General features: G+C 39.1%; 28 protein-coding genes. 14 read left to right on the top strand and 14 right to left on the bottom strand.

The annotated features are described in order from the left end of the window. Positions 1–2: 2 nt before the first annotated feature. On the bottom strand, positions 3–1,784 hold the full coding sequence (locus tag H4J46_RS13115; RefSeq protein WP_259365836.1) for a DUF885 family protein: 1,782 nt from the start codon (positions 1,782–1,784) through the stop codon (positions 3–5). 474 nt (positions 1,785–2,258) lie between these two features. Between H4J46_RS13115 and H4J46_RS13110 the strand changes: the two genes are divergently transcribed. Beyond that, positions 2,259–2,720, top strand: a complete 462-nt coding sequence (locus tag H4J46_RS13110; protein ID WP_182233902.1) for a hypothetical protein — start codon at positions 2,259–2,261, stop codon at positions 2,718–2,720. After that, entirely contained in the window at positions 2,705–2,986 is a 282-nt protein-coding gene (locus H4J46_RS13105) for a diguanylate cyclase domain-containing protein (RefSeq protein WP_182233901.1), read from the top strand. The genes H4J46_RS13110 and H4J46_RS13105 overlap by 16 nt, the downstream gene beginning before the upstream one ends. A gap of 240 nt (positions 2,987–3,226) precedes the next feature. Here the strand turns inward: H4J46_RS13105 and H4J46_RS13100 are convergent, their stop codons facing one another. Continuing rightward, entirely contained in the window at positions 3,227–3,694 is a 468-nt protein-coding gene (locus tag H4J46_RS13100) for a DUF523 domain-containing protein (RefSeq protein ID WP_182233900.1), read from the bottom strand. Positions 3,695–3,761: 67 nt separating this feature from the next. After that, positions 3,762–4,076 (bottom strand): DUF3630 family protein, encoded by a 315-nt coding sequence (locus H4J46_RS13095; protein ID WP_182233899.1) that lies wholly within the window; start codon positions 4,074–4,076, stop codon positions 3,762–3,764. A gap of 194 nt (positions 4,077–4,270) precedes the next feature. On the opposite strand from H4J46_RS13095, the gene H4J46_RS13090 reads away from it, so the two are divergent. After that, on the top strand, positions 4,271–4,570 hold the full coding sequence (locus tag H4J46_RS13090) for a cytochrome c (protein WP_146877908.1): 300 nt from the start codon (positions 4,271–4,273) through the stop codon (positions 4,568–4,570). A 67-nt stretch (positions 4,571–4,637) separates the two neighbouring features. Here the strand turns inward: H4J46_RS13090 and recQ are convergent, their stop codons facing one another. After that, entirely contained in the window at positions 4,638–6,440 is a 1,803-nt protein-coding gene (gene recQ / locus H4J46_RS13085) for a DNA helicase RecQ (protein WP_404851798.1), read from the bottom strand. A gap of 175 nt (positions 6,441–6,615) precedes the next feature. On the opposite strand from recQ, the gene H4J46_RS13080 reads away from it, so the two are divergent. The 3 genes from H4J46_RS13080 (at position 6,616) to rarD (ending at position 8,020) form a co-directional block, all read left to right on the top strand. Next, positions 6,616–6,879 carry a hypothetical protein gene (locus H4J46_RS13080; protein ID WP_182233897.1) on the top strand — a complete coding sequence of 88 codons (264 nt, stop codon included), beginning with the start codon at positions 6,616–6,618 and terminating at the stop codon, positions 6,877–6,879. 7 nt (positions 6,880–6,886) lie between these two features. Beyond that, complete coding sequence (locus H4J46_RS17330) at positions 6,887–7,012, top strand: hypothetical protein (protein ID WP_259365835.1); 126 nt, start codon at positions 6,887–6,889, stop codon at positions 7,010–7,012. Positions 7,013–7,108: 96 nt separating this feature from the next. Beyond that, entirely contained in the window at positions 7,109–8,020 is a 912-nt protein-coding gene (gene rarD / locus H4J46_RS13075; protein WP_182233896.1) for an EamA family transporter RarD, read from the top strand. 148 nt (positions 8,021–8,168) lie between these two features. Here rarD and uvrD read toward each other — a convergent pair whose 3' ends face one another. The 6 genes from uvrD to H4J46_RS13045 form a co-directional block, all read right to left on the bottom strand. Further along, complete coding sequence (uvrD, locus tag H4J46_RS13070) at positions 8,169–10,343, bottom strand: DNA helicase II (protein WP_182233895.1); 2,175 nt, start codon at positions 10,341–10,343, stop codon at positions 8,169–8,171. A gap of 183 nt (positions 10,344–10,526) precedes the next feature. Beyond that, positions 10,527–11,252 carry an HAD-IA family hydrolase gene (locus tag H4J46_RS13065; protein WP_182233894.1) on the bottom strand — a complete coding sequence of 242 codons (726 nt, stop codon included), beginning with the start codon at positions 11,250–11,252 and terminating at the stop codon, positions 10,527–10,529. 11 nt (positions 11,253–11,263) lie between these two features. Then, positions 11,264–11,974 carry a DUF484 family protein gene (locus H4J46_RS13060; RefSeq protein WP_182233893.1) on the bottom strand — a complete coding sequence of 237 codons (711 nt, stop codon included), beginning with the start codon at positions 11,972–11,974 and terminating at the stop codon, positions 11,264–11,266. Next, the gene (gene dapF / locus H4J46_RS13055; protein WP_182233892.1) at positions 11,971–12,801 is read right to left on the bottom strand and encodes a diaminopimelate epimerase; all 831 of its coding nucleotides are present in this window, start codon (positions 12,799–12,801) and stop codon (positions 11,971–11,973) included. Before dapF ends, H4J46_RS13060 begins: the two co-directional genes overlap by 4 nt. Before the next feature lie 17 nt (positions 12,802–12,818). Continuing rightward, a complete protein-coding gene (lysA, locus tag H4J46_RS13050) occupies positions 12,819–14,069 on the bottom strand; it encodes a diaminopimelate decarboxylase (RefSeq protein ID WP_182233891.1) in 1,251 nt (416 codons plus the stop codon). A gap of 11 nt (positions 14,070–14,080) precedes the next feature. Next, entirely contained in the window at positions 14,081–14,278 is a 198-nt protein-coding gene (locus tag H4J46_RS13045; protein WP_182233890.1) for an LPS translocon maturation chaperone LptM, read from the bottom strand. Between the two features lie 83 nt (positions 14,279–14,361). On the opposite strand from H4J46_RS13045, the gene cyaY reads away from it, so the two are divergent. From cyaY to H4J46_RS13020, 5 genes are all read left to right on the top strand, one after another. Continuing rightward, the gene (gene cyaY, locus H4J46_RS13040) at positions 14,362–14,682 is read left to right on the top strand and encodes an iron donor protein CyaY (protein WP_182233889.1); all 321 of its coding nucleotides are present in this window, start codon (positions 14,362–14,364) and stop codon (positions 14,680–14,682) included. A 21-nt stretch (positions 14,683–14,703) separates the two neighbouring features. Beyond that, complete coding sequence (gene hemC, locus H4J46_RS13035) at positions 14,704–15,636, top strand: hydroxymethylbilane synthase (protein WP_182233888.1); 933 nt, start codon at positions 14,704–14,706, stop codon at positions 15,634–15,636. After that, entirely contained in the window at positions 15,623–16,381 is a 759-nt protein-coding gene (locus H4J46_RS13030) for a uroporphyrinogen-III synthase (protein ID WP_182233887.1), read from the top strand. Before hemC ends, H4J46_RS13030 begins: the two co-directional genes overlap by 14 nt. Positions 16,382–16,447: 66 nt before the next feature. Further along, complete coding sequence (locus H4J46_RS13025; protein ID WP_182233886.1) at positions 16,448–17,944, top strand: uroporphyrinogen-III C-methyltransferase; 1,497 nt, start codon at positions 16,448–16,450, stop codon at positions 17,942–17,944. Further along, positions 17,941–19,131: a heme biosynthesis HemY N-terminal domain-containing protein gene (locus tag H4J46_RS13020; RefSeq protein ID WP_182233885.1), complete on the top strand. Its 1,191-nt coding sequence runs from the start codon at positions 17,941–17,943 to the stop codon at positions 19,129–19,131. Before H4J46_RS13025 ends, H4J46_RS13020 begins: the two co-directional genes overlap by 4 nt. Before the next feature lie 87 nt (positions 19,132–19,218). On the opposite strand, the gene arfA is transcribed toward H4J46_RS13020, so the two are convergent. Further along, the gene (arfA, locus tag H4J46_RS13015) at positions 19,219–19,422 is read right to left on the bottom strand and encodes an alternative ribosome rescue factor ArfA (RefSeq protein ID WP_182233884.1); all 204 of its coding nucleotides are present in this window, start codon (positions 19,420–19,422) and stop codon (positions 19,219–19,221) included. A gap of 137 nt (positions 19,423–19,559) precedes the next feature. On the opposite strand from arfA, the gene H4J46_RS13010 reads away from it, so the two are divergent. Beyond that, on the top strand, positions 19,560–20,240 hold the full coding sequence (locus tag H4J46_RS13010; RefSeq protein ID WP_182233883.1) for a DUF2982 domain-containing protein: 681 nt from the start codon (positions 19,560–19,562) through the stop codon (positions 20,238–20,240). A 321-nt stretch (positions 20,241–20,561) separates the two neighbouring features. Here the strand turns inward: H4J46_RS13010 and fre are convergent, their stop codons facing one another. The 3 genes from fre to trxA all read right to left on the bottom strand — a co-directional run bounded on the left by fre (position 20,562) and on the right by trxA (position 23,569). Continuing rightward, a complete protein-coding gene (gene fre, locus H4J46_RS13005; protein WP_182233882.1) occupies positions 20,562–21,257 on the bottom strand; it encodes an NAD(P)H-flavin reductase in 696 nt (231 codons plus the stop codon). A gap of 538 nt (positions 21,258–21,795) precedes the next feature. Next, positions 21,796–23,055 (bottom strand): transcription termination factor Rho, encoded by a 1,260-nt coding sequence (rho, locus tag H4J46_RS13000; protein WP_182137176.1) that lies wholly within the window; start codon positions 23,053–23,055, stop codon positions 21,796–21,798. 187 nt (positions 23,056–23,242) lie between these two features. After that, a complete protein-coding gene (gene trxA, locus H4J46_RS12995; protein ID WP_126670492.1) occupies positions 23,243–23,569 on the bottom strand; it encodes a thioredoxin TrxA in 327 nt (108 codons plus the stop codon). 187 nt (positions 23,570–23,756) lie between these two features. Here trxA and rhlB point away from each other — a divergent pair, with 187 nt between their 5' ends. Both rhlB and H4J46_RS12985 read left to right on the top strand, forming a co-directional pair. Next, on the top strand, positions 23,757–25,022 hold the full coding sequence (gene rhlB / locus H4J46_RS12990; protein WP_182233881.1) for an ATP-dependent RNA helicase RhlB: 1,266 nt from the start codon (positions 23,757–23,759) through the stop codon (positions 25,020–25,022). Positions 25,023–25,025: 3 nt separating this feature from the next. Continuing rightward, positions 25,026–26,564, top strand: a complete 1,539-nt coding sequence (locus H4J46_RS12985) for a guanosine-5'-triphosphate,3'-diphosphate pyrophosphatase (protein WP_259365833.1) — start codon at positions 25,026–25,028, stop codon at positions 26,562–26,564. Positions 26,565–26,616: the final 52 nt, after the last annotated feature.

The raw sequence follows: 26,616 nt of genomic DNA, 5'->3' as shown, positions 1-26,616 counted from the left end.
GTTTAATTTACGCTTGATGGCTCTTCCTGCTTAGCCTTTTTGTTTGCAATATACTCCATCATTACGTTTTCTAACATTGATAATGGCATTGAGCCATTTTTCAAAACTTGATCATGAAACTCTCTCAAATCAAAGTGTTGGCCTAAGGCTTGCTCAGCCATTTTACGAAGTTTTTTAATGGTTAATTCGCCCATTTTATAAGACAAGGCTTGTCCCGGCCAAGAGATATAGCGGTCAATTTCAGTTTGAACGTTGTGCAGCGATAATGCCGTATTATTAGCTAAATAGTTCATCGCTCGCTCGCGACTCCAACCTTTCGCATGCATGCCCGTATCAACCACCAGTCGACAAGCACGCCACATTTCATAAGTTAATCGGCCAAAGTTACTATAAGGACTTTTATAAAAGCCCACTTCTAAGCCTAAATACTCAGAATAAAGCCCCCAACCTTCGCCAAACGCTGAGATATAAGTATTATTTCTAAATTTAGGTACATTTTGCATTTCTCGGGCAATGGAACCTTGTAAATGATGACCTGGCACCGCTTCATGTAAGGTTAACGCCTCTAAAACATATAAGGGTCGACGATCTAACCGATAAGTGTTGACCCAATAGTTACCGGCCTGATTATCTCGTGATGGTCCAGAGTATCGTCCCGTGGTGTATTTAGGGGCAATGTTAGCAGGCACCTCAATAACGCCGTAAGGTGTGCGCGGTAAGGTTTTAAATAATTTAGGTAATTGAGCATCCATTTTTTTCGCTATAAATGAAGCTTCTTTTAACAAGTCTTCTGGGCTTGTGGCATAAAATTGTTTATCGGTACGCAAAAAATGGACAAAATCAGCAAAGCTGCCGGTAAAGTTTAATTGCTGAATAATATTGTCCATCTCGCCTCTGATCCGCTTCACCTCGGCTAAACCTGTGTTATGTACCTCATCAACTGAAAGCGGCAAAGTAGTGTAATGCTGTAACCTATTTAGATAATAATTTTCGCCGTTAGGTAAAGAGCTAGCGGCAATATTTTCTCTTGCATTGGGTTGGTAACGTTTCACCATATAATCATAGTATTTTTGATAGCTTGGCATAACACTAGTTAAAATAATGTTGGCGGCTTGTGCTTGTAGTTCCAATTTAAGTGCTGGGGGGAAATACGCTGGCAGCGTTAAAAATGGCTGATAATAGCTGCTTAATGTCGCATCTGTTTTGATAAAAGCTTGAATCGATTCTTCAAAACCTTGTAAGACTATTTTAGGCTGGGTGATACCCGCTTCAATGCCTTTATCCATCCAGTACATTTGCTGAGAAAAATATTTTGCTAAAGCGCCTAGTCGAGTGAGGTAGTCACGATAATCTTGTTCAGTTTTAAAACTTACTTGGCTCTTTATACGGCTGATCCAAACATGAAAGCCTGACTCCGCCGTTAGCGGCATGTAATGCTCTTTGTTAGTATAACTATCCAATTGATTTTTCACGGTATAGGACAACACCGCATGATTAATGATCTCATCTTGCTGCAGATCTTGAACGGTAACCATCGTTAAACGTTGATAAATAACACGTAACGTTTGATGCTGCTGCTTAAGGGTGTCGGGTGATAAATCAGGTAATTGGCGGTTGGTTTTTCCAGCAATATCTTGATTAAATGGGCTTTGCAGATCATTAAAGAGCTGATAGTCTTTAATGATCTCTGCAAGATTATGGTTCACTAAGCCCACTTGAAGCTTTGGCGATTGACATGCCATAACAAAAAAAATTAAAAATAGGGTGATTGAAAATACTTTCATGACAAGATCTCAAAGATTAATTTACACAGGAAACTCAATAACTAAATACCATAACAAAAGATAAGTATTTATAAAGAAAATTTTTCTCTGACATGATGATTTTCTCGTTGTGCTTATACACAAGCTTTCACTGCTAGCGACAAGATCTTAAAATAGCTGTTTATGTCAGTTGATAAAGACTGAGTTACACAGATTATTGTTGCTGATTAAGCACATGTGTGTAAAAAATATTATATTAAAAAAACACGATAGATGGCTAAGATAGAACAAAGACCATATTAGGGTTTTATTACCATGAGAGTTAAGTGAACAATAAACCAGTATAATTAGCTTCATTGTTGTTTTTAATACTTTTTATTGTAGTATTCTTACTGAAATTATTACAGAGTAGCTTACCAGTTATTATTAGTGAATGCCGTAGGTCAAAGGTTTTAATAATGAAGTACCATGATTCTATAGTCACAGCCGAAAAAAATGCACGCCGCCATCAAGCAATTACAGTTATGGCATATAGCAGCGACGCCAATTAATTACGCGGTGAGTTACGGCTACCTCAACAAACATTCAAAAGCACTTAATACTGCCATTGAAAAACAATTAGCTGTGGTTAAAAAGCTTGATAACTTCTTTTTAGAACAGATATATAGCCAATATTTTTTAGTGAAAAGTGCCTTTCGAGGAGAGTTAATTGACGATCTTGATGAAGTATTAATCGATTTACAAGCCAATAGTAAACAGTCTTTCTCTTGCACAAAACCACTAGTGACTCAATTAGATGAAAATATGGCGCGTTTAAACTCGACTGATAAAGACGAAATATTTATTGCGATTAAAAAAATCTGCCAAACAACTCAAAAGTTCAAACTAGAACAAGAAAAATTGTTGAGCAATTACTGGTATCAAAACAGTTTACTGAGGTATTGCACTCAGAATTAGCAGACGTAAAAAAAGAAATTTATTTAGACCCTTTAACTAAATTATATAATCGTAAAGCTATGGTGAAGCATTTAGAACTTTGGTTCTCTGCTGATCCAGATCAGCAGGTTGTGGCGATAGTGATTAATATCGATCACTTCTATCAGATGAATGAAAGTTTGGGGCCACTGATCAGTGACGTGTTACTGACAAAAATAGCGAATAAAATTAGCCGTTACGTCGATGAAGTTGGCTTTCCGATAAGATCGGCTGGGATGAGTTTTTGATTCTACTGCCAGGTGTTGAACGCAGCATGGCTGGCGAAATTGCTGAAAAATTCGACAAAGTATAGAAAAGTTAAGATTTATTAGTAGTAAATCAGGTACTCGTTTGCCACAAATAACTCTCAGCATGGGGGGCAGTGATTATAATGTCGCCACAAGTGCTTATAATATCATCGGCCAGACTCGTACACTGATTAAACATCATGCTAATCGCCAAACTAATTTCATTAGTATCGCCAATAGTTAACTCAGTGTTAACTTGCTAATGAGTTCGGCGAGGTTTTTCTCTGAAAATACTTTTATGCCGTTTGCTCTTAAGATAGTGGTGGTGATACCTTGCCCTGGTATCTTCTGTTGATTGAATTGGCCATTGTAAATACTGGAACTGCCACATGATGGGCTAGATTCTTTTAATAGTGCATAACGAATATTATGTTTTTGGCAGAGCAATAGCGCCTGATTAGCGCCTTGTTCAAAAGCATGGCTGACATCATGACCCATAATAGTTTTCACGATTATTTTTTCGCCAATCATTTGAATTTCTGCTGGCGCTCTTGGTGTTGTTAATCCGCCAGCTAACTCCGGACAAATAACCACCAAGCGCCGATCTTCTTTCCAACGTATTAGCGTGGTATGAGTTAATAAATTATCACCACCATCATATCTGACTTTATTGCCTAAAAAGCAGCTACTGATGAGGATTTTTTCCATTACTTTTCAACCCTATATTCTTAAATTAATATCATACTGTGATTAAATAATATCAACTGAAAGTCTACTAAGATCCTGATGACAACAGCAGCTTAATTTCCTGCAGTCCAGTGTGGTCTTGCGCTGTAATACACTCGATCCAACATGCATGACTGTACTCTTCAAAGTTTAGTAAAAACTCATAGTCACTATACTTTATTCTTAAACAATACAGGTCTGCACCTTGTAAAACCTCTAACACTTTTGCTGATACACTTAGTAAAATATGATCAATAACTGCTGTCTTATCATCCATGGTCCATTCAAGATTAAAACTAAGGTGTAATGTGCTTGGATTTATTTCCTCAACATTGATGATTTCTATATTATTTTTTATCTGCATACCATTTTCTTCTTAGTTTAAGTTCAGTTAAGTTAATCGTAATCAGTTGCTTAAAACTTGTATTAGCGCCACAAAATATTAGATAAATTTTCATCCTGATACGATCGCAAAAAAAGCCACGACAACAGTATACTTTTTACATATAATCAATTGAGGATCCTTTAAAAATTATTGACCAAAGAGAGATAATATTTATGAAAAAATTTACTTTAGCTATTGCTGCTACTGTTATGATGGCTTCACCTGCATTCGCTGGTGACGCAGCTGCCGGCAAAGCAAAAACTGCCATGTGTTCAGCTTGTCATGGTGCTGCGGGTATTTCCGCTATCCCAATGTATCCGAACCTTGCTGGCCAAAAAGAAGCTTATCTAGCTCAGCAATTGAAAAACTTTAGATCAGGCCAACGTAAAAACGCAGTAATGGGCCCAATGGCGATGGGATTATCTGACGACGATATTGCTAACATTTCAGCATACTACTCAAGTCTTAAATAACCTTAATTTTTTAGGTTAAAAAAGCGCTATTAGGCGCTTTTTTTGTTTACTTGTTCCCGCTTAGGCTTTAGTTTTTGTGCTGTTTAATCAAAGAGAGAAACGGTTCACCATAGCGTGCAAGTTTAGTGTCACCAATACCACTGACATTAAGCATCTGCCTTGAAGTTAAAGGTTTTACTCTGGCCAATTCCGCTAATGTGGCATCGTTAAAGACAATAAATGGCGCTATGTCTTCAAGACTAGCTATTTCTTTACGCAATAATCTTAGCTTAGCAAATAACGCTCTATCGTAGACTTTATCGCGTTTATTGCCTTGCCAATAGCTCGCTTTTTGTAAACGAGGAGTGGCCAACAACAGCGGCTGTTGTCCTTTTAAAACCGCACCAGACGCTTGTGTGAGACATAAGTTCGACTGAGCAGCGATATCTTGTTGTAAATAGCCTAAATGAATCAATTGCCGGACGATTGAAAACCAATAGCTGGGTGTTTTGTCGCTGCCAATACCAAAAGTTGATACTTTGTCATGACCCAAGGTAATGATTTTATCATTAAGTTCAGCCCGTAAAATTGCAACAACATGCTCAACATCACCCTTTCCTTCAATTCTATAGACACAAGAAAGCACCATTTGCGCTGCTTTTGTCGCGTCAAATTGACTCGGTGGATCCAAACAAATATCACAGTTACCGCAACTTTTTTCAGTAAACTCGGCAAAGTAGTTTAATACGACTCTACGCCGACAGGTTTGCGCATCAATAAAACCTCGCATGGCTTGAAAACGTTGTAATTCAACGTTAACGCGTTGTTCATTTTCACCTTCGGCAATACGTTTGCTAATACGTTCAACGTCTTTTTCATCATAAAGAAAAAGCGCCTCTGCGGGTAAGCCATCACGCCCAGCACGGCCTATTTCTTGATAGTATGACTCTAGTGTTTTTGGCGGCTCATAGTGAATAACAAAACGGACGTTGGATTTATTAATGCCAAGCCCAAAAGCCACTGTTGCTATTACTATCTGAATATCATCTTTGGCAAATTTATCTTGAATAATATTACGAATTTCAGACTCTAATCCGGCATGATAAGCCGCACAATTAATGCCCATTTGTGCTAAATTTTTTGCTAGTTTTTCAACTTGCCAACGGCTATTACAATAAATGATGCCACATTCGTCTTTACGCTTGTTGATATAACCCATGACTTGTTGCTCACCTTGATATTTATCTGCCAAGGTAAAACGAATATTAGGTCGGTCAAAACTATCAAGGTGAATGTAGGGTTCATGCAAAGCCAATTGTTGTAAAATATCTCGGCGTGTTGTCACATCCGCTGTTGCGGTTAACGCCATCACAGGGACATACGGAAAATTTTGCTTTAGCAGATGCAATTGTGTGTACGCGGGGCGAAAATCATGCCCCCATTGCGATATACAATGAGCTTCATCAATCGCAAATAAACTGATGTTGAGTTGCGATAAACCTTGAATAAAATAATAATTTTTCAGCCGTTCAGGAGCAACATAAAGTAGCTTTATTTCACCTTGACCTAGACGTCGAAATATATCGTTAATGGTCTCAGTGTCGAGTGATGAATTGACATAAGCTGCTGATATTCCTTGGTTAACTAGGCCGTCAACTTGATCTTTCATTAATGCAATTAAGGGTGAAACAACAATAGTGACACCCGGCATTAAGGTTGCTGGCAGCTGATAGCACATTGATTTTCCACCACCGGTGGGCATCAATACTAAGCTGTCACGTCCCTGAAGTGCATAATTAATAATGTCTTCTTGGCCAGCACGAAAGCTCTGATAACCAAAATGATGTTTAAGAGCTTCAGTTAATGTTGTAGGGGAAGTGGCTTGCAACAGACAATCTTCATTGGGTAAAATCGACTGACATTTTAACGCAGTAACAGCTTTGTGCGGAGATTTATTTTCAATATCTGCATAATTATTGTTATTCTTTTATCTGATTGGGCCAAAAGTAAAGTTTATGACACATGAAGAGACGTTTATGCAGCTTGCTCAATATTGGAACTAAGCCATGGCATTTAACAAGCTACTGAGCTTAGAAATCATCCAACTTAATAGTCAAGATTCGGTTGTTAGTCTTGTCTGGGGCGACAAATTAATTGGTAATCCAGAACAAAAAATACTGCATGGCGGCGTTACGGCTTCAGCGCTTGATCTTGCCAGCGGCCTTGTTGCTGCAGCAAATATCCTCACTCAGTTAGCTGAATTATCACCTGAAATAATTGCACAAAGCTTAAGTCGTTTGAGCACTATTGATTTACGGACTGACTTTTAAGACTTGGATGTGGCGAAAATGTATTGCGACAGCAAAAATTATTCGTAGTGGTAGTAAGGTGGCAGCCGCCCGCATGGAGATGCATAACGAGAAAGGTGACCATATTGCCTTCAGCACTGGCACTTATTGGTAGGGTAATAACAGCCCTCACTATTATTAACATGGGTTGTTTAACCCAACAATGCTATTATGGTCATTATCTCAGCAACTTTAATTCATAATTTATTCCATGCCAATATCTGAAAAAACTGCCTTACGTGGCGGGATTATTAGTGCCGTTAGTGCCTATACTATGTGGGGTATCGCCCCACTATATTTTAAATTAATAGACCATATTAACGCGGATGAAATTTTAGTACATCGCGTGGTTTGGTCGACCGTTTTATTAATCTTAGTTGTGCTACTGACCAAAAGATCGCATAACTTTATTGCCACCATTACTCAGCCCAAAATAGTCATGCGATTAACCATTTCAGCGACACTGCTTGCCGTGAATTGGTTTATGTTTATTTGGGCGGTTAACAATGGCCATTTACTTGATGCCAGCCTAGGCTATTACATTAATCCACTTTTCAGTGTCGCGTTAGGGGTTATATTTCTAGGTGAACGCTTGCGACCTTGGCAGCTATTTGCCGTTGGACTTGCCTTTATAGGTGTGATGATTCAACTCTTTATGGTTGGGTCACTACCGATGATTTCATTAGCACTGGCTGCCACCTTTGGTACTTATGGCTTATTACGTAAAACCATGCCTTTAGACTCATTTGTCGGCTTACTGATCGAGTCACTGATGATGTTACCAATAGCTTTGATTTATTGGTTAGTGTTTTTAAAAACAAGTACAACTAATATGTTAGACAACGATATGTCATTAAATATGCTCTTGGTTTGTACTGGCATTGTCACTACCGCCCCCTTGTTATGCTTTTCTGCTGCAACAAAACGTATGACCTTAACTGCTTTAGGCTTTTTTCAATATATCGGCCCAAGCATCATGTTTATTTTGGCAACGTTTTATTACCAAGAGCCATTATATTTTGCTAAATTAATTACTTTCGCCTGCATCTGGACCGCATTAGCCATCTTTAGTTTTGATTCAGTAAAAGCTAGAAGACAGGCTATAAAACCAGCCACAACATAATGAGAAAAAAATAGTGCAGAGAGTGATAGATTAGAAATTCTTATCTGCCATTGTGTTTTAAACCGGGTTAATAGCCGCTCTAGAGTTAGGCCGTTGCAACTGATGTTAAACTCGTTGCAACGGTTAGACAGTGTACTGTCTTGTGAATTTACAGTGTTTCTAAGTTCGCATAAGCAACAACAAGCCACTTACAACCCACGTCAGCAAAGTTAACTTGGATACGGCTTTGCGGACCACTACCTTCGTAGTTTAATACCACACCATCACCAAACTTTTTATGACGAACATTTTGGCCAAGTTTAAAGCCAGAATTGCCAAATGTTTCTAAGGTCAGGGCTGATGAAAATTTCCCTGTTGTGACGGGTTTCTTCACTTGATTTTGTAGACGAATAGCCTCAGTACAATCGTCAGGTAGTTCTCTCAAAAAGCGACTCGGCTTGTGATTTTTTTCTTGACCATACAATCGACGGCTTTCTGCATGGCATAAATATAACTTTTTCATCGCCCTGGTCATACCAACATAGCACAAACGTCGCTCTTCTTCTAAGCGACCATGGTCTTCAACAGACTGCTGCGAAGGAAACATACCTTCTTCTAAACCCGCAATAAAAACCAGTGGAAACTCTAAGCCTTTAGCTGAGTGCATGGTCATTAACTGTACCGCAGGCTCATGATCATCGGCTTGTGACTGACCAGATTCTAGCGCTGCATGGGTTAAAAAAGCGGTCAGTGGGCTTTGTTCTTCTTCAAGCTCAGGGTCAACCTCAAAAGTTTGACAAGCGTTAACTAGCTCATTTAAGTTTTCAATACGAGCTTCAGCACGCTCACCTTTTTCGGCTTGATACATCGCCTTTAAGCCCGAATGTTGAATAACATAGTTGGCTTGCTGGTCAAGATTTAACTTGTTTGAGTCGTCTTCTAGCTGATCAATAACATTGATAAACTGTTGAATAACCTTAGCACTTCGGCCTTTGAGTTCCTTATTTTGCACCATATGTTGGCATGCTTGCCACAAGGTACATTCTAAGTTTCTTGCGCCATCACGCACTAAACTTAAGGTTTGATTACCAATGCCACGGGTTGGGGTATTAATGACCCGTTCAAAGGCGGCATCGTCATCACGATTATTTAATAACCTTAAGTAAGCCAGCGCATCTTTAATCTCTTGACGTTCAAAAAATCGTAATCCACCATATATGCGGTAAGGTAATTGCGCTTGAATTAAGGCTTCTTCCATTAAACGTGACTGCGCATTACTGCGATATAAAATCGCAACATCATCAAGTGAACCATCATCTTTTTGCCAATCAGCAATGCGTCCGGCAATAAAACGTGCTTCATCTATTTCATTGAATGCAGTATAAATAGATATTTTTTCACCGGCATCATCTTCGGTCCATAAATCTTTACCCAGACGATTATTATTGTTGTCAATTAGCTGATTAGCGGCCTTTAAAATATTGGCAGATGAGCGATAATTCTGCTCAAGTTTAATCGTTTTTGCGCCATCAAAGTCTTGCAAAAAACGTTGGATATTTTCAATTTTTGCGCCACGCCAGCCATATATAGATTGGTCGTCGTCACCAACAATCATGACCTTGCCACTTTTCTGGCCTAACAAGTTTAACCAAGCATATTGAATTGCGTTAGTGTCTTGAAACTCATCAACTAAGACATGAGCAAAGCGCTGTTGATAATGCTGTAATAACTCTGGATTATTTAACCAAAGCTCATGGGCGCGAAGTAATAATTCAGCGAAGTCGACTAAGCCTGCACGGTCACAAGTGTCTTGATAAACCCGATAAACTTTAACAAAAAGTTCTTCAGTTACGTCATGTTGGCTATCAATATGTTGCGGGCGTAAGCCTTCATCTTTTTTACCATTGATATACCAAAGAAATTGTTTTGGAGGCCAGCGTTTTTCATCAAGCTCTAACGAGCGCACAATGCGTTTAATCATGCGTAGCTGATCGTCTGAGTCAAGCACTTGAAAACTTTGTGGCAATTTCGCTTCTTGAAAATGCATACGCAATAAACGATGCGCTAAGCCATGAAAAGTACCAACCCACATGCCTTGTACATTACCATCAACGGTTTGTTCAACACGGGCTCGCATTTCAGCCGCCGCTTTATTGGTAAAAGTCACCGCTAAAATACTATGAGGAGATGCGTGTTCAACTTTCATTAACCAAGCAATACGTTGCACTAAAACCCGGGTTTTACCGCTACCGGCACCGGCAAGCACCAGCATATTTTGTAGTGGTGCGGCAACAACATCTCGTTGTTTATCGTTCAACGATTCAAGTAATTCAGAAACATCCATAGCGAGGTAAAATCAAAAAGCGAAAATATAACCCTATCATAGCAAGTTCAGCACTATTTTGATAACGCTATCCTTATGCCAAGCTAACTAATAAAGTGATCTACTTGGCATTAATTCATCTTCAGGCTAGCTTTTTACAGTATTACTTGAAAGTTACTAGTTAAAAGTAATAAATACAATAATTTATGTCAATATTTTGGCGAGCTGCTCAATGTTGTCAAGCGCAAGAGTTGGAAGGATTTTTAGTGGTTTACCAACTTTATATGGGTTTAACCAGGCGGTTTGACAGCCAGCATTAATAGCACCAAAAACATCATTTTTACCACAATCGCCGACATGGAGTAGTTGTTTAGGGCGAAGTTGCAAAGCCGTACAGGTTTTATCAAACATATCGCGGTCAGGTTTTAATTTGTTGTCAATCGATGCATGAAAGTGTTCAGTAAAGTACTTTGCGATACCTATTTTTTGGGTATCAACATTACCGTTAGAAATCGCCACTAACGGCATCTTGCGCTGAAGAAAACTCAGAAAATCATGGGTCTGTTGCGGTAAAGTAAAGTTACTACGTTGTTCAACAAAATAAGCTAAAGCGGTAGCAGCAAAAATATTGGCCTCTGTACTTGTTAAGCCAAGCGACAGTGCGCCTAGGTAATAAATTTTTTCCCGCAATAAGCCCACGTCATGCTGTAGTTCTGGTGATTGTGCAATAACCTGCTGGCGAAAAGGCCACCAAAAGCTAAAATCAAAACGATATGAGTGGCTATCAATGCCATAACCACTCAAGCTTTTTTTTAAATAAGTGACCATCTTTTGATCGGTTGCCACCATAATCGGTTTATTGCTATATAAGGTGTCGTCTAAATCAAAGCTAATCGCATGAAAGGGGTGTAATCGGCGATAAAATCTCACAATGTTTCTACCTAATAGAGGTGCTGATGTAAAAGTTTTGCCACCAATTTTTTAAATTGGTTTAGCAATAAGGTATCCATACGCGGATCAAAATGCTCAGCATCTCGGCTACTAATGGCTAAAAAACCGATATCTTCTTGGTGGTGTGTCAGTCGTACTAAAACCACTGACCCAGTGCTTGCTTGAGCAAAAATCAATTCTTGTTCACTTTGTTGTAAGCGGCCAAAATAGTATTCATCTTTACTTAATCGGCTAGCCATTATTTCTGCACAATCATCAGTAATTAAAGCACTGTGATTGACCGAGATTGGCTTTATTAACCATACTTTAAAGGCGTCAAACGATAACAACTTAGTGGTCGCCTGATGCAAACAATCAAGTAATTCTGCTGCGGTTGTGCAATCGAGTAAACGTAAATACAGATCGCTGTATAAGGCAAATAATTGTTCATTTTGGTTTGCGATCACCATGAGTTGGGTGATTTCTTCTTCCAAATTATGAATTTTTTCGCGTTGTTGTAATAATTGACGCTCAACTAAGGAAATAGCGCCACGTTGATGATCTGGCAACCTTAAGCTGGTCACAAACTCGGCTTGACGATTAAAAAACTCAGGATGTTGTTGCAGATAGCTGACAATTAATTCATCGGTTAACTGTATTTCAGCAGCTGATTTTAGGGTCTGTTCACTCGCTTGTATCACTTTATTTTTATCTTTATTCATAGATTTATTTGCCCATCGAAGACATGCACAGCGGGACCTGTCATTTTGACCAAATTACCTGGGCCTTTCCAAAAAATCTTCAGTTGCCCCCCAGGTAAATCAACCAAGACTTGTCGATTAAGTTTCTTTTGCATTTGACCAACAACAACAGCAGCACATGCGCCACTACCACAAGCGAGTGTTTCAGCAGCGCCACGTTCATAAACCCGCAGTTTAATATATTCAGCTGACACCACTTGCATAAAGCTAATATTCGCTTGTTGAGGAAAACGTTCATGCAATGACAAAGCTCTGCCCAATAGGTCTACTGGTGCTTCTTTGACATTATCTACCGTTAAAACGCAGTGCGGGTTACCCATTGATACAACACCACAAAGCACAGTTTCGTCGTCGCTTCGCAGAATATAAGTGCCTTCTGCTTTTTGCGCGGTAAAGGGAATTTTCGCTGGTTCAAATTGTGGTACCGGCATATTGACTGACACATTGCCGTCACGCTCAATAAACAAGGTCATTTTACCTGATTGCGTTGACACCTTTATTTTATGTTTATTCGTTAAACCTTTTAAGCGGACAAATTTCGCAAAACAACGTGCGCCATTGCCACATTGCCCAACTTCACTGCCATCGGCATTAAAGATTCGATAATGAAAATCTAAATCTGGATCATAAGGAGGTTCAACAATGAGCACTTGATCAAAGCCAATACCAAAATTTCGATCGGCCAGTTGTTTAATTTGCTCATTCGATAAAAAAACATTTTGGGTGACATTATCGATGACGATAAAATCGTTACCTAAACCGTGCATTTTAGAAAAATTGATTAACATTTACATCCAATCTCACACTATAAAGGTAACAAGCTTTCACCTAGCCACAATTGGCTTAAGGTTTCGCGTTTTCTGACTAAATAACTGGCGCTGCCATCCACCATCACTTCTGCAGCACGTGGCCGACTATTGTAATTTGAACTCATGGTAAAACCATAGGCACCAGCACTGCGTATCGCTAGTAAGTCGCCCGCACTTATCGCCAGTGCTCGATCCTTACCCAGAAAATCACCGGTTTCACATATTGGGCCAACCACGTCGTATTGTGCACTGGTCACATCATCACGTTGTTCAACTGGAATAATCGCCTGCCATGCTTGATATAATGCCGGTCTGATCAAATCATTCATTGCCGCATCAACAATAGCAAAATTACGCTCTTCACTGATTTTGATATATTCTACTTCGGTCACCAAAATACCGGCATTAGCCATGATGGCTCGGCCCGGTTCATAGATAAGCGTTAGATCACGACCAGCTAACTTTTCTGCAATTGCTTTGGCATATTCTTTAGGGTGAGGCGGCTGCTCATCGTCGTAACAAACACCTAAACCACCACCGACATCGATGTGAGACAATGTAATACCTTGTTCAGCTAATGCGTCAACTAACTTTAATACCCGATCGAGTGCGTCTAAAAACGGGGCAATTTCTGTCAGTTGTGAACCAATATGGCAATCAACCCCTTGAATATTAATATGAGACAAGGTGGTGGCGTATTGATAAAACTTAGGTGCTTGCTCAATACTAATACCGAACTTATTCTCTTTTAAACCAGTTGAAATATAAGGGTGTGTGCCAGCATCAACATCAGGATTAACCCGTAATGAAATGGGCGCCATTTTGTTTAACTCTAGCGCAACAGCTTGGATACGGTCTAACTCTGCGGCAGATTCGACATTAAAACAGTAAATACCCAAATTTAGCGCGTAAGCTATTTCTTCTGAGGTTTTACCAACACCTGAAAATACGACCTTTTTTGGATCGCCACCGGCTTTAATCACTCGCATCAACTCGCCTTTTGAAACGATATCAAAGCCGGACCCTAACCGCGCCATGACATTTAAAACCGCAATATTACTATTGGCTTTAACAGCATAACAAACCAGATGTGGGCGCTCTCCAGCCGCTTGGTCAAAAGCATGCCAATGACGCTCAATAGTTGCTCGAGAGTAGATATAAAGTGGTGTTCCGTATTGCTTTGCTAACTCAGCAACCGAACAGTGTTCAGCGTATAATGAATGTTCTTTACGATTAAAAAAGTCCAATGCCGTTATTCCTATGGTTCTAAATTGCTTTTATTACTGCTTTTATCAATTTCTGGGCTTGTTTTTGGTAAGTTCTCTTGCTGTTGCTCAGGAGTTTGGTATAAAGGGCCTTTAATGCCGCAGCCTGTTATAGTGACTAAACTAAGCAAACAGAAGAAAGTAATTGCAATTTCTTTACGCATAATTGATTTATTCGATTTTTTTCCCATGATAGACGTTTTATAATGCCATGACCAACAAATACCAAGCAAAGATTAAACAATCTGAAAGCCCAGGTAAAAAGGAACAGTCAATGAATGATAGTCAGTATAACTTAGCCGCAGAAAACATCTTATTAGCGATAGAAGAAGCCATCGAAAATTGTGGTTGTGATATCGATTATGAAGGTGTTGGCGGGATGTTAACCCTCACCTTTAAAAATGCCAGTAAAATCATTATCAACAAGCAAGCACCCTTACATGAAATTTGGGTAGCAACGAAATTTAATGGCCATCATTTTCACTTTGAAAATGATCAGTGGTTTGATAAGCGTGGCGGCGGAGAGCTATGGCAGTTTATGTCTAACGCGGTCAGCAAACAAGCAGAAGAAACTATTGTCATTACTGAGCAATAAATATTGAATAAGGTAACTGAAATGACCCAACAAACCGTACGTATTGCAACCCGTAAAAGCGCGCTGGCGTTATGGCAAGCAGAATATGTTAAGGCAAAACTTGAGTATTTTCATCCGGATATCCAGGTTGAATTAGTGCCCATGACCACCAAAGGTGACATTATTCTTGATACGCCACTCGCCAAGGTTGGCGGAAAAGGCTTATTTGTTAAAGAACTTGAAGTGGCTATATTAGAAGACCGTGCTGATATTGCCGTGCATTCAATGAAAGATGTACCGGTTGATTTTCCAGAAGGCTTGGGGCTAGAGATTATTTGTCCGCGCGAAGACCCGCGCGACGCTTTTGTTTCTAACACTATCGATAGCTTGGGCGACTTACCCCAAGGTGCGATTGTCGGTACATCAAGTTTACGTCGTCAATGTCAAATTAAAGCCCTGCGACCCGACTTAACTATTCGTGACCTACGTGGTAACGTCAATACTCGGCTTAAAAAGCTTGACAATGGTGAGTATGACGCCATTATTTTAGCTGCAGCAGGGCTTATTCGTTTGAAAATGCCGGAACGTATTCGAGAATATATTGCGCCAGAAGTAATGTTACCGGCGAATGGCCAAGGTGCAGTGGGTATCGAATGTCGCATTGACGATCTCACCATTAAAGCACTGTTAGCACCACTAGGCTGTGAAGAAACGCGCCTGCGCGTAGTGGCAGAACGTGCGATGAATCGCGCGCTTGAAGGCGGTTGTCAGGTACCCATTGGCAGTTATGCTGTGCTTAAAAATCAAGAGATATATTTACGCGGGTTAGTCGGCTCGGTTGATGGCAGTGAAATATTAACCAGTGAAATTCGTGGCCACATTAACCAAGCCGCGCAATTAGGGAACCAGCTAGCTGAGCAATTATTGGCTAAAGGTGCTGGCAAAATTCTTCGTCAGGTGTATGACCAAGCATAAGCTTAAAATATTAATCACGCGCCCTGAAAAAGCTGGGCGCGATCTACAAGATTGCCTGCAAAAACAGGGTTATCAAAGTTATTGTCAGCCGTGCTTTGATTATCAAGATGGTGCCAGCCTTGAGCAATTACAAGCATTACAAAGTCAACTAACTCGGCCACTGGTCATATTTATTAGCGTCGCAGCAGTAGAGTTTGCTAATAAACTGATGCCAATATCCTTATGGTCGACAAAAGAGGTTATTGCGGTTGGTGCTGCCACTGAGCAAGCATTAAAAATCTTAGGCATAAGCGCTTTAGTCCCTGCAAAGCATGATAGCGAGGGTCTGTTGGTTTTGCAGTCATTACAAAACGTGCAAGCAAAAGACGTGCTCATTGTCCGTGGCGATGGTGGTCGAGAACTTATTGCAGAAGATTTGCGACAGCGTGGCGCCTTGGTACATTATTTTGAAAGTTATCGGCGTGTTTGGCGAAATTGCTCGCCAGAAGTCATCAAAACATGGCATCAGCAGCAGATAAATTGTATCTTAATCACGAGTAACGCTTTGCTAGAATTCATAGTAAACTTAATTGATAACTCAGACAATTATTGGCAAGAGCAATGTCTATGGATTGTGGCAAGTAATAGAATTGCGCTCAAAGCCAAAACAAAGGGTATTAGCCGAATAATAAATGCCAATGGTGCCAATACCACTGCTATTATTAATGCACTAGCCTATGAGCTGAAATTAAGTCATACCAAGTAATATAACAGCATATTAGCCTAATATATTTAATGTGCGTAGCGCCAACATGTAAGATGGGATCAGTTCATGAGCGATAAAAAACCACCCGAGCAAAGCAAAGCCGATAATAATACTGCAGCGGTTGACAACCACGATGAGCATCAAGCCGACTTATCTGCGTCTTTGAATAAACCGGCAAGGGCCGATAATCCAGAAAAATCTCCAGATAAAGCTCCAAAGATAATTAAAGCTAAAACAAAGGCCACTGCTGCACAAGGCACCAGCGAGACTCAGCCATCATTAAATAAAAACCATGATAAGAGCACAGCACCTGTGAAAAAAACCGCATCTAGCACATCTAGCACATCAAGCAAGTCGACCACTGCCGGTACGGCAACGCTGGCAGAAAAAAGCACATCCAGCCATACTCAGCAAAGTACACAGAAAATTTCAAAAACAGCAGTGGTAGCGTTAATTATTGCATTATTAGCTATTGCTGCCAGTGCGGGTCACTATTATTGGAGTGAACAACAAAAAGCTCAATATAGCTTGCAACTTAATAAGCTTGTAAAACGCCAATTAGTCGAAAATCAGCAGCAAATTTCCCAACAACTGTTAGACAATAAACAGCGTATTGCTCAGCAATTTTCACAAAGTAAACAAGCCAATACTACCGAGCTAAACACGCTGCGTAAAAACCTTGAACAAGTTGATGATTTTACAAAAAGTTACAGTGAAACGCTTGCACAATTACAGCAGCAAGTGGCAAGTTTAGGTAACAACCAACCTAGTGATTGGTTGTTACAAGAAGCGGAATACCTGATTCGAGTAGCGTCAAGAAGCTTGTGGTTAGAAAAAGAAACCAGTGCCGCTATTAGTTTACTTAATGACGCCGACTTACGCATTAAACAATTAAATGACCCCCAGTTTTTCGCCTTGCGTCAAATTATTCAGCAGGATATTGCCAAACTAGCATTGCTACCGACACTAACAACAGATAACACTATTTTAAAACTGATGACACTGGCTCAACAAACTCAGCAATTACCATTAGCAAAGACTCATGTTTCAGCAAATAATGACCAAGAAATCGATGTTGAATTAAGCGACAATGCTAGTGATTGGCGGGAAAATCTTGCTAAAACATGGCACAGTATCACGGCTAAATTTCTTACTATTAGTAAAAAATCAGCAGATTTGAAGCCATTAATGTCTCCCGAATTTACACAAAACTTACGTGAAAATTTAAACTTGAAGTTACAAACTGCCATATGGGCGGCCAGTAAAATGAATCAAGAAGTTTATCAACAAGCGCTACATGAAATTAATAATTGGCTGAAAGATTATTTTGACATGACCGATATTGGTAACCAGAGCTTCTCAAATATTATTCTAAAGTTACAAAACGAAGTTATTAGCGCTGAATACCCGAATAGATTAGATTCTCTAGCAGCAGTTAGACAGTTATTAGCTAAGAAAAAGCAGCTTGTGATACCTTCGAAAGTAAAGCCTAGTGCGGCTAAAGCATCAAAAGAAACCGTCACTGAGCCAGTTGCTGTTGATCAGCAAGAGGGCGCGTCATGATAAAAATAATTATACTTATCGTTTTCATCATCTCATTAGTCGCGGTTGCTCCAACACTCATTAGTGACCCTGGTTATATGCAAATATCTTTTGGTGGAACGGTGATAGAATCAACTGTGGTTGCTGGCGTTATCATGCTAACGCTGATTTTTATGACCTTACTGCTTAGCCTTAAATTTTTCCGTGGTGGGCTAAATTTTAGCTTTGCCGCTTGGAATAAAATTGCTTTTGCTAGTCGTCGACGTGCGCTGATAGATTTTAATAAAGGCATTGCAGCCTATGTGTTAGGTGACTATAAACAAGCAGAGCACTTATTAGCTAAATCATCAGCTAAGGCATCATCTTTTGAACAAATCGCTTACCTTGTTGCCGCAGATGCTGCGCAAAAACAAGCGTTAAAACCAAACACCGACCACTATTTATCTTTGCTAGAACAAACCACTAGCAGCTTAAAAGACGCAGGGTTAGAAGCGGTATTAATTAAAATAAAATTACTGATCGGTCAGCATAATTACCCACAAGCACGTACTGTGATTGATCAATACCATAAGCATATTGGGCATGACGCACGGCTGTTATCGTTAGAAATAGAGTTAAGCTTAATTGAACAGCGTTTTGACTATGTTATTAAGCAGTTAACTACCGCGGAAAAACAAAAGTCGATTAGTCTGAAAACTATAATGCAATGGCAACAGCAAGCATTTTACGGCGCTTTTAATAGCCAAATTAAACAACATGATCATAATGCTTTGATGGCTTATTATCAGCAACTGCCGAAGAAAGTGAAGCAATCAGAAACAGTCGTGATTGCTTATTGTCAGGTCTTAGCAGAAAACCAAGTGAATACACCTTTAGCAAAATTATTATTGCCAATAATAAAGAAAGGGGCGGCAATCAATCTGCTAAAAGCGGTCAGAACATTACCTATTACTCAAGCTGATGAGCTATTGGCAGTAGCACAAAAACACTTATACAGTGCGCCAAAAAATGCTCTTTGGTTGTCATTGGTTGCCCACCTTGCCAAGGTGTCACAGCAATGGTTGTTAGCAGAAAAGGCATTTAACAGCTTAGTTAACTTGGAAGACAAGCACTATGATAAAGTCGATTTACTGGCTTTTTCACAAGTTCTTGAGCACCAAGGTCAACTTGAAAAGGCGAATCAAGTCCTGAGAAAAGTTCACACATAATTACTCTCGGCTAACACGCACCGATCAGCAGTAGGTAAATGTATAAAGCTTAAAAGCCCTATTTAATAATGGTTACAACCTAAGGGCCTAAACCGCTATTAAATAGGACTCTTGTCCTTTATGTTTTTGTGTTCTTTGATAAGCACCCTTACCTTTTTTAGCGCTAACTATTTGCTGTTTATACAATCTTGACGTAACAATAGCCGCTAAAAAATTATCTTTAATAACCCCACGGCCTAACTCACAACCACCATGATTTCCTTGGTGTTTTTTTACTTTAGTCTTTGTCATATTAGTTTACCTTTTACTTCGTTTATTAAGTTAAATTACTACAAAATTATTGCTTCACAGCCAAAACGCGTAGAGTATATACGAATCAAAAAATTATACACAAATTTTAAATAAGATTAATTACCATTATAAAACCTATGAAAAAAAATAATAATGTAATGAAAATTAAAGCTGTCGCCCGTCATCATGGTTTATTTATCACCTTAACCGGGTTTATAGCTTTATTTATTATGGCTTGGCTATGCAGCTATTATTGGCAGCAAGCTCGCTTTCCTCTAATGTTTATGGTCCTCGCTTGCTTAGTGACGATATTTATCGGTTTACTAAAGTTAGCTGAACCCACATACAGTTTGATCCTGACAGCTGAAACCTTAACTTTTCATCATCGTCATGGTCGTTGGCAACTTAATTGGCAACAGATCCGCAACCTACATTGCGTGAGCAATACAGTCGGCATCAACCGCGAAGAATTAAATTACGTTGGCATAAAATTAAGTTCGATAGATAGCATAGCAGACAATATCTCTCTGCGTTTAGCCAACCGCATGATCCACGAACAAAAGCCCTTGATTCACTATTGTATTAAGCATCAATTGCTAACCTTTGAGCAGGGCATTTTAAATTTTGAACCTTACGTTTTAAAAGATGGTAGCATCATTAAAGGGCCATTAGCCGCTTTTTTGCATCATAGTGAAGTATTACATCATGCACTTGGCGCGCACTTATTTATTGCCGCAAGCAATTTAAATGGCCCAATGGAAGACTTTGTAGTTTTGGCAAATACTTACTTAGCCAATGCGAAAGAAGCTTATTATTAATTTTTAGCTTTGTTTAATTTGTAACAACTGAAATTGAATTATTCGAAAAAATTGGCTGTAGATCTTTCTTAGTTATTTTTCTCACTATAAATAAAACCAATTATTCATTAATCGTTCAGCCTCCCCTTTGGAGCTTAACTATGAATCCATGGATAGTGATTGGATTTCAATTTCTGTACCTATCGGGTATTGATAGCAATAATTTAAGGGTAATATTTATTGTGTTAGATTAAACCTAAGTATTCACGTCCATGTGTTCAACAAAATAGCCCTAGGCTATTTTAACCACTAAAGGTGGCCAATTATTTAATAAAATTGTTATTAAATAAATGCAAAGGCATCAGCATACATATGTTCAATTAATGCGCCTTGCTTAACAAAGTCTTCACGCACGGCAGCGACCATTTCAAAACGGCCAGCTAAGTAAATGTCATAATCGACTAAGTTGTTAACTTCTGCCATCACCACTTTATGTACCATGCCTGTGCGACCTTGCCAATCATCATTTGGCGCTTCAATTACGGGGGTAAATTTACCATTGGGTAACTTATTAATTATGGCTGCTGTTTGCTCTAGCTCATAACACGCACTTGGGTCACGTAAGCCCCAGTAAACGATAACTTCACGTTCAGAATGCTGTAATGCTAAATATTCAAACATAGATTTTATGTATGAAAATCCTGTACCACCGGCAATAAGTAATAATGGGCGTGTACTTTCTTCGCGTAATTGCGCATTACCCAGCGGCATTTCGATGGTAACTTCAGTGTTGGCTTTAATGTGCTCAATAACTTGCATTGGATAACTGTCTGAGCCAAAAGCACCAATTTGTAATTCAATTAATTGTGCACCCGGGGCACTAGCAATTGAAAAAGGGCGTTTATCATTGTCACTCATTACAAAATTTAAATATTGTCCGGCAGAAAAATCAACAGGCTGACTTGGTTTTAAAAGCGCCTTATAAACATGCTCTGTTAATGGTGTTAACGACGCTACCTGACATGTAATCACTTTCATTTATCTTGTACCTTGTTACTGCCTGCTTGTTGTTTTGCTACAGTATTATTAGTGTATGAGTTACAGCAATTAGACTAACTAAATACTGTTTTGAAATTGTCTGACTAAGAGGTTTTAGTTAGGCTACTTTCTCCAATTGATTGATGAAATCTTTCAAAAGACGATATTAGAATTTAACCAAAAATTTGTCAGTATTATAACTGTTGAAAGATAAAACCCCTAATTGATAGTAATATGATGTTAATGATTTTTTCAACTTCGATTGTCATTGCAATATTAAAGCTGCTTTATATCCATCTAAGCACATCACTTTCCTACAGGTATACATTCTTATATGTCGAGGTAAAATAAAAAAAGAAAGCAGGAGCACATTATTGAGGATTAGCGTGCGAGGGTGATTGAAAGTAAAATGGATATCACATGTTTAGACCCACTTAGCAGCAGCCATTATTGTTCAATTACTATAAGAAGGTAATTTTATTGCTGATATAATAATGCCAGCATTTGCTGGCATTATTAAACAATTTTTATCTTGGTATTACTGGCGCTTCATCGAATCAAAAAACTCATTATTAGTTTTTGTCATCGCCAGTTTATCAATCATGAATTCCATCGCGTCAATTTCACCCATTTCATGGACGATTTTACGTAATATCCACATTTTTTGTAATTCATCAGGCTTAGTTAATAACTCTTCACGACGTGTGCCACTGCGGTTAAAATGAATGGCTGGGAAAACACGTTTTTCTGCAATTTTGCGTGATAAGTGTAATTCCATATTACCTGTGCCTTTAAACTCTTCGTAGATAACTTCATCCATTTTAGAGCCAGTATCAACAAGGGCTGTTGCTATGATAGTTAAGCTACCACCTTCTTCAATATTACGCGCTGCACCAAAAAAGCGTTTTGGACGATGTAAGGCATTGGCATCAACACCACCAGTTAATATTTTACCTGATGATGGAATAACCGTATTGTACGCACGTGCTAATCGAGTAATTGAATCGAGTAAAATAACCACATCTTTTTTATGTTCAACTAAACGTTTTGCCTTTTCAATAACCATTTCTGCTACTTGAACATGACGACTCGCTGGCTCATCAAAGGTAGAAGCAATAACTTCACCTTTAACTAAGCGTTGCATTTCTGTTACTTCTTCCGGCCGTTCATCAATAAGTAATACCATTAATTCAGCATCGGGGTGATTATGGGCAATGCTTTGGGCAATATTTTGTAGTAATAAAGTTTTACCCGCTTTCGGTGGTGCAACGATCAAACCACGTTGTCCTTTACCAATTGGTGAAGCTAAATCTAACACACGTGCGGTAATATCTTCAGTCGAACCGTTACCACGTTCCATCGTCATACGATTGGTTGGATGAATAGGTGTTAGGTTTTCAAAAAGAATTTTATTACGAGAATTTTCAGGTCGATCAAAGTTAACTTCATTAACTTTTAATAGCGCAAAATAACGTTCGCCATCTTTTGGTGGGCGAATTTTACCGTTAATAGTATCACCGGTACGCATGCTAAATCGGCGTATTTGGCTTGGTGATACATATATATCATCAGGACCGGCTAAATAAGAAGAATCTGCTGATCGCAAAAATCCAAAGCCATCTTGTAGAATTTCTAAAACACCACTACCAAAAATATCTTCACCACTTTTAGCATGGGCTTTTAAAATGGCAAAAATAATGTCTTGCTTGCGATTACGAGCCAAATGCTCCAATTTCATTGATTCTGCGAGCTGAATTAGTTCGCTGATCGACTTTTCTTTAAGTTCATTAAGATTCATAGTGGTGGGTTCTTAGACTATTTAGGTTGTTATGCTGCGCCGTTTGGCGATTTAGGATGTTTGAGTATGGTTTTGAGATGTTCTTTTGTTCGAAATCTAAATTTAGCATTAAAAAGCAAAGCCGTAAAGGATCACTTAGTTGATCTTTAGCTAAAAAACAAAAAGGCCCGATTATTCGGGCCTTTTTTTATAAATTCTTATCAATAAACTCTTTTAATTGAGTTTTTGATAACGCACCAACTTTAGTGTCAGCGACAACGCCATCTTTAAATAGCAACAGCGTAGGAATACCACGAATGCCGTATTTAGGTGGAGTGTTAGAATTTTGATCAATGTTTAATTTACCGATAGTTAATTTACCAGCATATTCTTCAGCAACGTCATTTAACAACGGCGCGATCATTTTACATGGTCCACACCATTCAGCCCAAAAATCAACTAGGACTAAACCAGATGCATTGATTACATCAGTGTCAAAACTATCATCTGTTAACTGAACAATTTTATCGCTCATTTATATCTCCATTAAAGGTGGCCTATCGCCAATTGTTTAAGATTATACCTTCATCACCATCAATTACCAACATTGATATATAACAGTTATCGACGTTTTATTTCAAAATCAACTAATGCTATCAATTTATTAAGGCTTTTATGTGAATCTAATTTTTATTAATAGCGTAACCTGTTAAGCTAGCGGTATGAAAAAAACACACTTAACAGAAATAAAGTTCTCCGAACTTAAGCTCGAGCCTACCGTGGTAAACGGCCTCGAATCAATGGGCTTTGAATATTGTACTGCAATTCAAGCAAAGTCTCTTCCTATACTCATGACGGGCAAAGATATTGCCGGTCAAGCGCAAACTGGTGAAGGTAAAACTATTGCCTTTTTAGCTGCAACATTTCATCATTTATTACAGAAAAAAGATGTTAGCCACAATCAACCGCGTGCCTTAATTATGGCGCCAACACGTGAGCTTGCTATTCAAATTCATCGCGATGCCATTGAAATGGCAAAAAGTACCGGGTTACGTCTTGGTATTGTATATGGTGGTGAAGGTTACGAAAGTCAACGCCAAGAACTTGAACAAGGTGTAGATATTTTGATCGGCACTTGTGGTCGCTTACTTGATTACTTAAAACAAGGTATTTATAACCTTGGTAATATCGAAGTTGTGGTACTTGATGAAGCTGATCGTATGTTCGATTTAGGCTTTATTAAAGATATTCGTTATATGTTTGGAAAAATGCCGGCAGCGAATGAGCGTTTAAGTATGCTATTTTCTGCTACCTTATCTTTTCGGGTTAAAGAATTAGCTTTTGAACACATGAACGATCCTGACAGTGTTGAAGTAGAACCCGACCAGAAAACCAATGTTCGTATTTCTGAAGAGCTATTTTATCCTTCTAACGAAGATAAAATGTCTTTACTACAAACATTGATTGAAGAAGATTGGCCAGATAAAGCGATTATTTTTGCCAACACTAAACATGTTTGTGAAAAAATATATGCCCACCTTGAAGCGGATAATATTCGTGTTGGTATGCTTACCGGTGACGTTATTCAAAAGAAACGTCTGAAAATTTTAGAGCAATTTACTGCGGGGCAACTCGATGTTTTAGTCGCTACCGATGTAGCGGCACGTGGTTTACATATTGAAGCCGTGACTCATGTATTCAATTTCGACTTACCTGATGACTGTGAAGATTATGTACATCGTATTGGTCGTACAGGTCGAGCTGGTGCTACTGGCCATGCCATTAGCTTAGCATGTGAGCAATATGTTTTTAATTTACCGGCAATTGAAAGCTACATTGAGCATTCATTACCTGTCAGTAAATATCATCATGATGCGCTATTGACCGACTTACCAAGACCTAAACCACGCCCGCGTCGTCATAAGCCTCACAATGGTGGCCAAAATCGAAGCCGCAATCCAGGTACTAGGCCTCAAAGGAACAGCTAATTAATGACGACCACTTCAATGGGGACTTTATCACCTCTGTATGCCGTGGTCGATTTAGGCTCTAATAGCTTCCATATGTTGCTCACTAGACAACTTGCCGATAGTGTGCAGGTTGTTGATAAAGTAAAGCGTAAAGTGCGCCTTGCTGCTGGCCTGAGTGCAGAAAACATATTGTCTGAGCAAGCCATGGCAAAAGGCTTAGAATGTTTAAGTTTTTTTGCCGAGCGCCTGCAAGATATCCCCAAAGAAAATATTCGAATTGTTGCTACCGCCACCTTAAGGTTAGCGCATAATCGTGCTGATTTTATTGCCAAAGCTGAGAAGATTTTGGGTCATAAAGTCACCTTGTTAAGTGGCATTGCTGAAGCTAAGCACATCTACCTTGGTGTAGCTCATACCAGTTATAGCGCAGATAAACGCTTAGTTTTAGATATTGGCGGTGCTAGTACAGAGATTATTGTTGGCCGAGGCTTTAGGGTTAAACAAGCCCATAGCCTCAACTTGGGTTGTGTCACTTATAATCAACAATATTTTCCTGATGGTACGCTTACGGCTGAAAACTTCGCTCATGCAATATCCGCCGCTGAACAGACTATTGCCACGGTAAAAGCTGGTTTTTGTGATATCGGTTGGCAATGCGTACTAGGGGGTTCAGGTACTATGCAAGCATTAGCCGAAATGTTGATTTATCAACATAAGCCCAGTGTGCTTTCATTAGACTTTCTTTATCAGGTTCAAAAACAATTACAAACCTTTGAGCATATCAAGGATATCAATTTACCCGGTTTATCAACAGAGAGAAGTCCTGTGATTGCCAGTGGCTTAGCTATTCTCATTGCCTTATTTCAACAATTTTCTATTCAACAGTTAACACTCTCTAGTGGTGCCTTACGTGAAGGCTTATTATACGAAATGTTACCCAATAGTCACACAACCAATATTCGCCAGCGCACTATTCAGGCGTTAAGCGAACGTTTTCATATTGATCAACAACATGCCGATAGTGTTAAGCGGCAAGTTCGCACGCTGTTTACCCAATTGAAAAGCACATGGAATCTACCTGAGGGTAATGCATTAGAGTTATTATTGGCCAGTGGGGACTTGCATGAAATAGGCTTATTGCTTGAGTACAAATATCATCAACAGCACAGTGCCTATATTCTTACTCATGCAGATCTCGCGGGCTTTAGTCAATCAGATCGGCAATTACTCGTTAGTTTGGTCACTTTTTATAAAGGTGATATCAACCCAGCACTTATTGAGCAACAATCAGCGATAGACGCTGAAAGTGCGACAAAATTATTAATTATTCTGCGCTTAGCAGTAAAGTTGTGCCGTCGCCGCAAAGACGATAAATTACCAAACTACCACATAAGGCTCAATGAGAAAGCTTTGCTCTTGTCCTTACCGAAAGCTTGGCTAATGCAACACGCGCTAATTCATGATGAATTAAAGCAAGAAAATAACCATATTGCCCGCCTAGGTTATCGCTTGTACATTGACTTTGAAAATGAATTAAGCGTCTTGGCCACGCCAGACTGAAAAATCATTAAACTCGTACTGTTAGTTATTATAACTATTAGCGTCTGGGAGA

Source organism: Colwellia sp. MB02u-6 (assembly GCF_014077095.1).
Taxonomy (GTDB): Bacteria; Pseudomonadota; Gammaproteobacteria; order Enterobacterales; family Alteromonadaceae; genus Cognaticolwellia.
The sequence above is the reverse complement of the archived record's forward strand: the minus strand, read 5'-3'. Positions and strand labels throughout refer to the sequence as shown.

Coding starts and splice junctions, on each gene's coding strand:
- rhlB (WP_182233881.1), top strand. CDS start 23,757: ATGAAAAAAACACACTTAACAGAAATAAAGTTCTCCGAACTTAAGCTC.
- H4J46_RS13090 (WP_146877908.1), top strand. CDS start 4,271: ATGAAAAAATTTACTTTAGCTATTGCTGCTACTGTTATGATGGCTTCA.
- rarD (WP_182233896.1), top strand. CDS start 7,109: ATGCCAATATCTGAAAAAACTGCCTTACGTGGCGGGATTATTAGTGCC.
- H4J46_RS13100 (WP_182233900.1), bottom strand. CDS start 3,694: ATGGAAAAAATCCTCATCAGTAGCTGCTTTTTAGGCAATAAAGTCAGA.
- H4J46_RS17330 (WP_259365835.1), top strand. CDS start 6,887: ATGTGGCGAAAATGTATTGCGACAGCAAAAATTATTCGTAGTGGTAGT.
- H4J46_RS13080 (WP_182233897.1), top strand. CDS start 6,616: ATGGCATTTAACAAGCTACTGAGCTTAGAAATCATCCAACTTAATAGT.
- H4J46_RS13030 (WP_182233887.1), top strand. CDS start 15,623: ATGACCAAGCATAAGCTTAAAATATTAATCACGCGCCCTGAAAAAGCT.
- H4J46_RS13115 (WP_259365836.1), bottom strand. CDS start 1,784: ATGAAAGTATTTTCAATCACCCTATTTTTAATTTTTTTTGTTATGGCA.
- H4J46_RS13020 (WP_182233885.1), top strand. CDS start 17,941: ATGATAAAAATAATTATACTTATCGTTTTCATCATCTCATTAGTCGCG.
- H4J46_RS12985 (WP_259365833.1), top strand. CDS start 25,026: ATGACGACCACTTCAATGGGGACTTTATCACCTCTGTATGCCGTGGTC.
- hemC (WP_182233888.1), top strand. CDS start 14,704: ATGACCCAACAAACCGTACGTATTGCAACCCGTAAAAGCGCGCTGGCG.
- rho (WP_182137176.1), bottom strand. CDS start 23,055: ATGAATCTTAATGAACTTAAAGAAAAGTCGATCAGCGAACTAATTCAG.
- H4J46_RS13045 (WP_182233890.1), bottom strand. CDS start 14,278: ATGGGAAAAAAATCGAATAAATCAATTATGCGTAAAGAAATTGCAATT.
- fre (WP_182233882.1), bottom strand. CDS start 21,257: ATGAAAGTGATTACATGTCAGGTAGCGTCGTTAACACCATTAACAGAG.
- cyaY (WP_182233889.1), top strand. CDS start 14,362: ATGAATGATAGTCAGTATAACTTAGCCGCAGAAAACATCTTATTAGCG.
- H4J46_RS13095 (WP_182233899.1), bottom strand. CDS start 4,076: ATGCAGATAAAAAATAATATAGAAATCATCAATGTTGAGGAAATAAAT.
- H4J46_RS13010 (WP_182233883.1), top strand. CDS start 19,560: ATGAAAAAAAATAATAATGTAATGAAAATTAAAGCTGTCGCCCGTCAT.
- H4J46_RS13110 (WP_182233902.1), top strand. CDS start 2,259: ATGCACGCCGCCATCAAGCAATTACAGTTATGGCATATAGCAGCGACG.
- H4J46_RS13025 (WP_182233886.1), top strand. CDS start 16,448: ATGAGCGATAAAAAACCACCCGAGCAAAGCAAAGCCGATAATAATACT.
- dapF (WP_182233892.1), bottom strand. CDS start 12,801: ATGTTAATCAATTTTTCTAAAATGCACGGTTTAGGTAACGATTTTATC.
- uvrD (WP_182233895.1), bottom strand. CDS start 10,343: ATGGATGTTTCTGAATTACTTGAATCGTTGAACGATAAACAACGAGAT.
- arfA (WP_182233884.1), bottom strand. CDS start 19,422: ATGACAAAGACTAAAGTAAAAAAACACCAAGGAAATCATGGTGGTTGT.
- H4J46_RS13060 (WP_182233893.1), bottom strand. CDS start 11,974: ATGAATAAAGATAAAAATAAAGTGATACAAGCGAGTGAACAGACCCTA.
- trxA (WP_126670492.1), bottom strand. CDS start 23,569: ATGAGCGATAAAATTGTTCAGTTAACAGATGATAGTTTTGACACTGAT.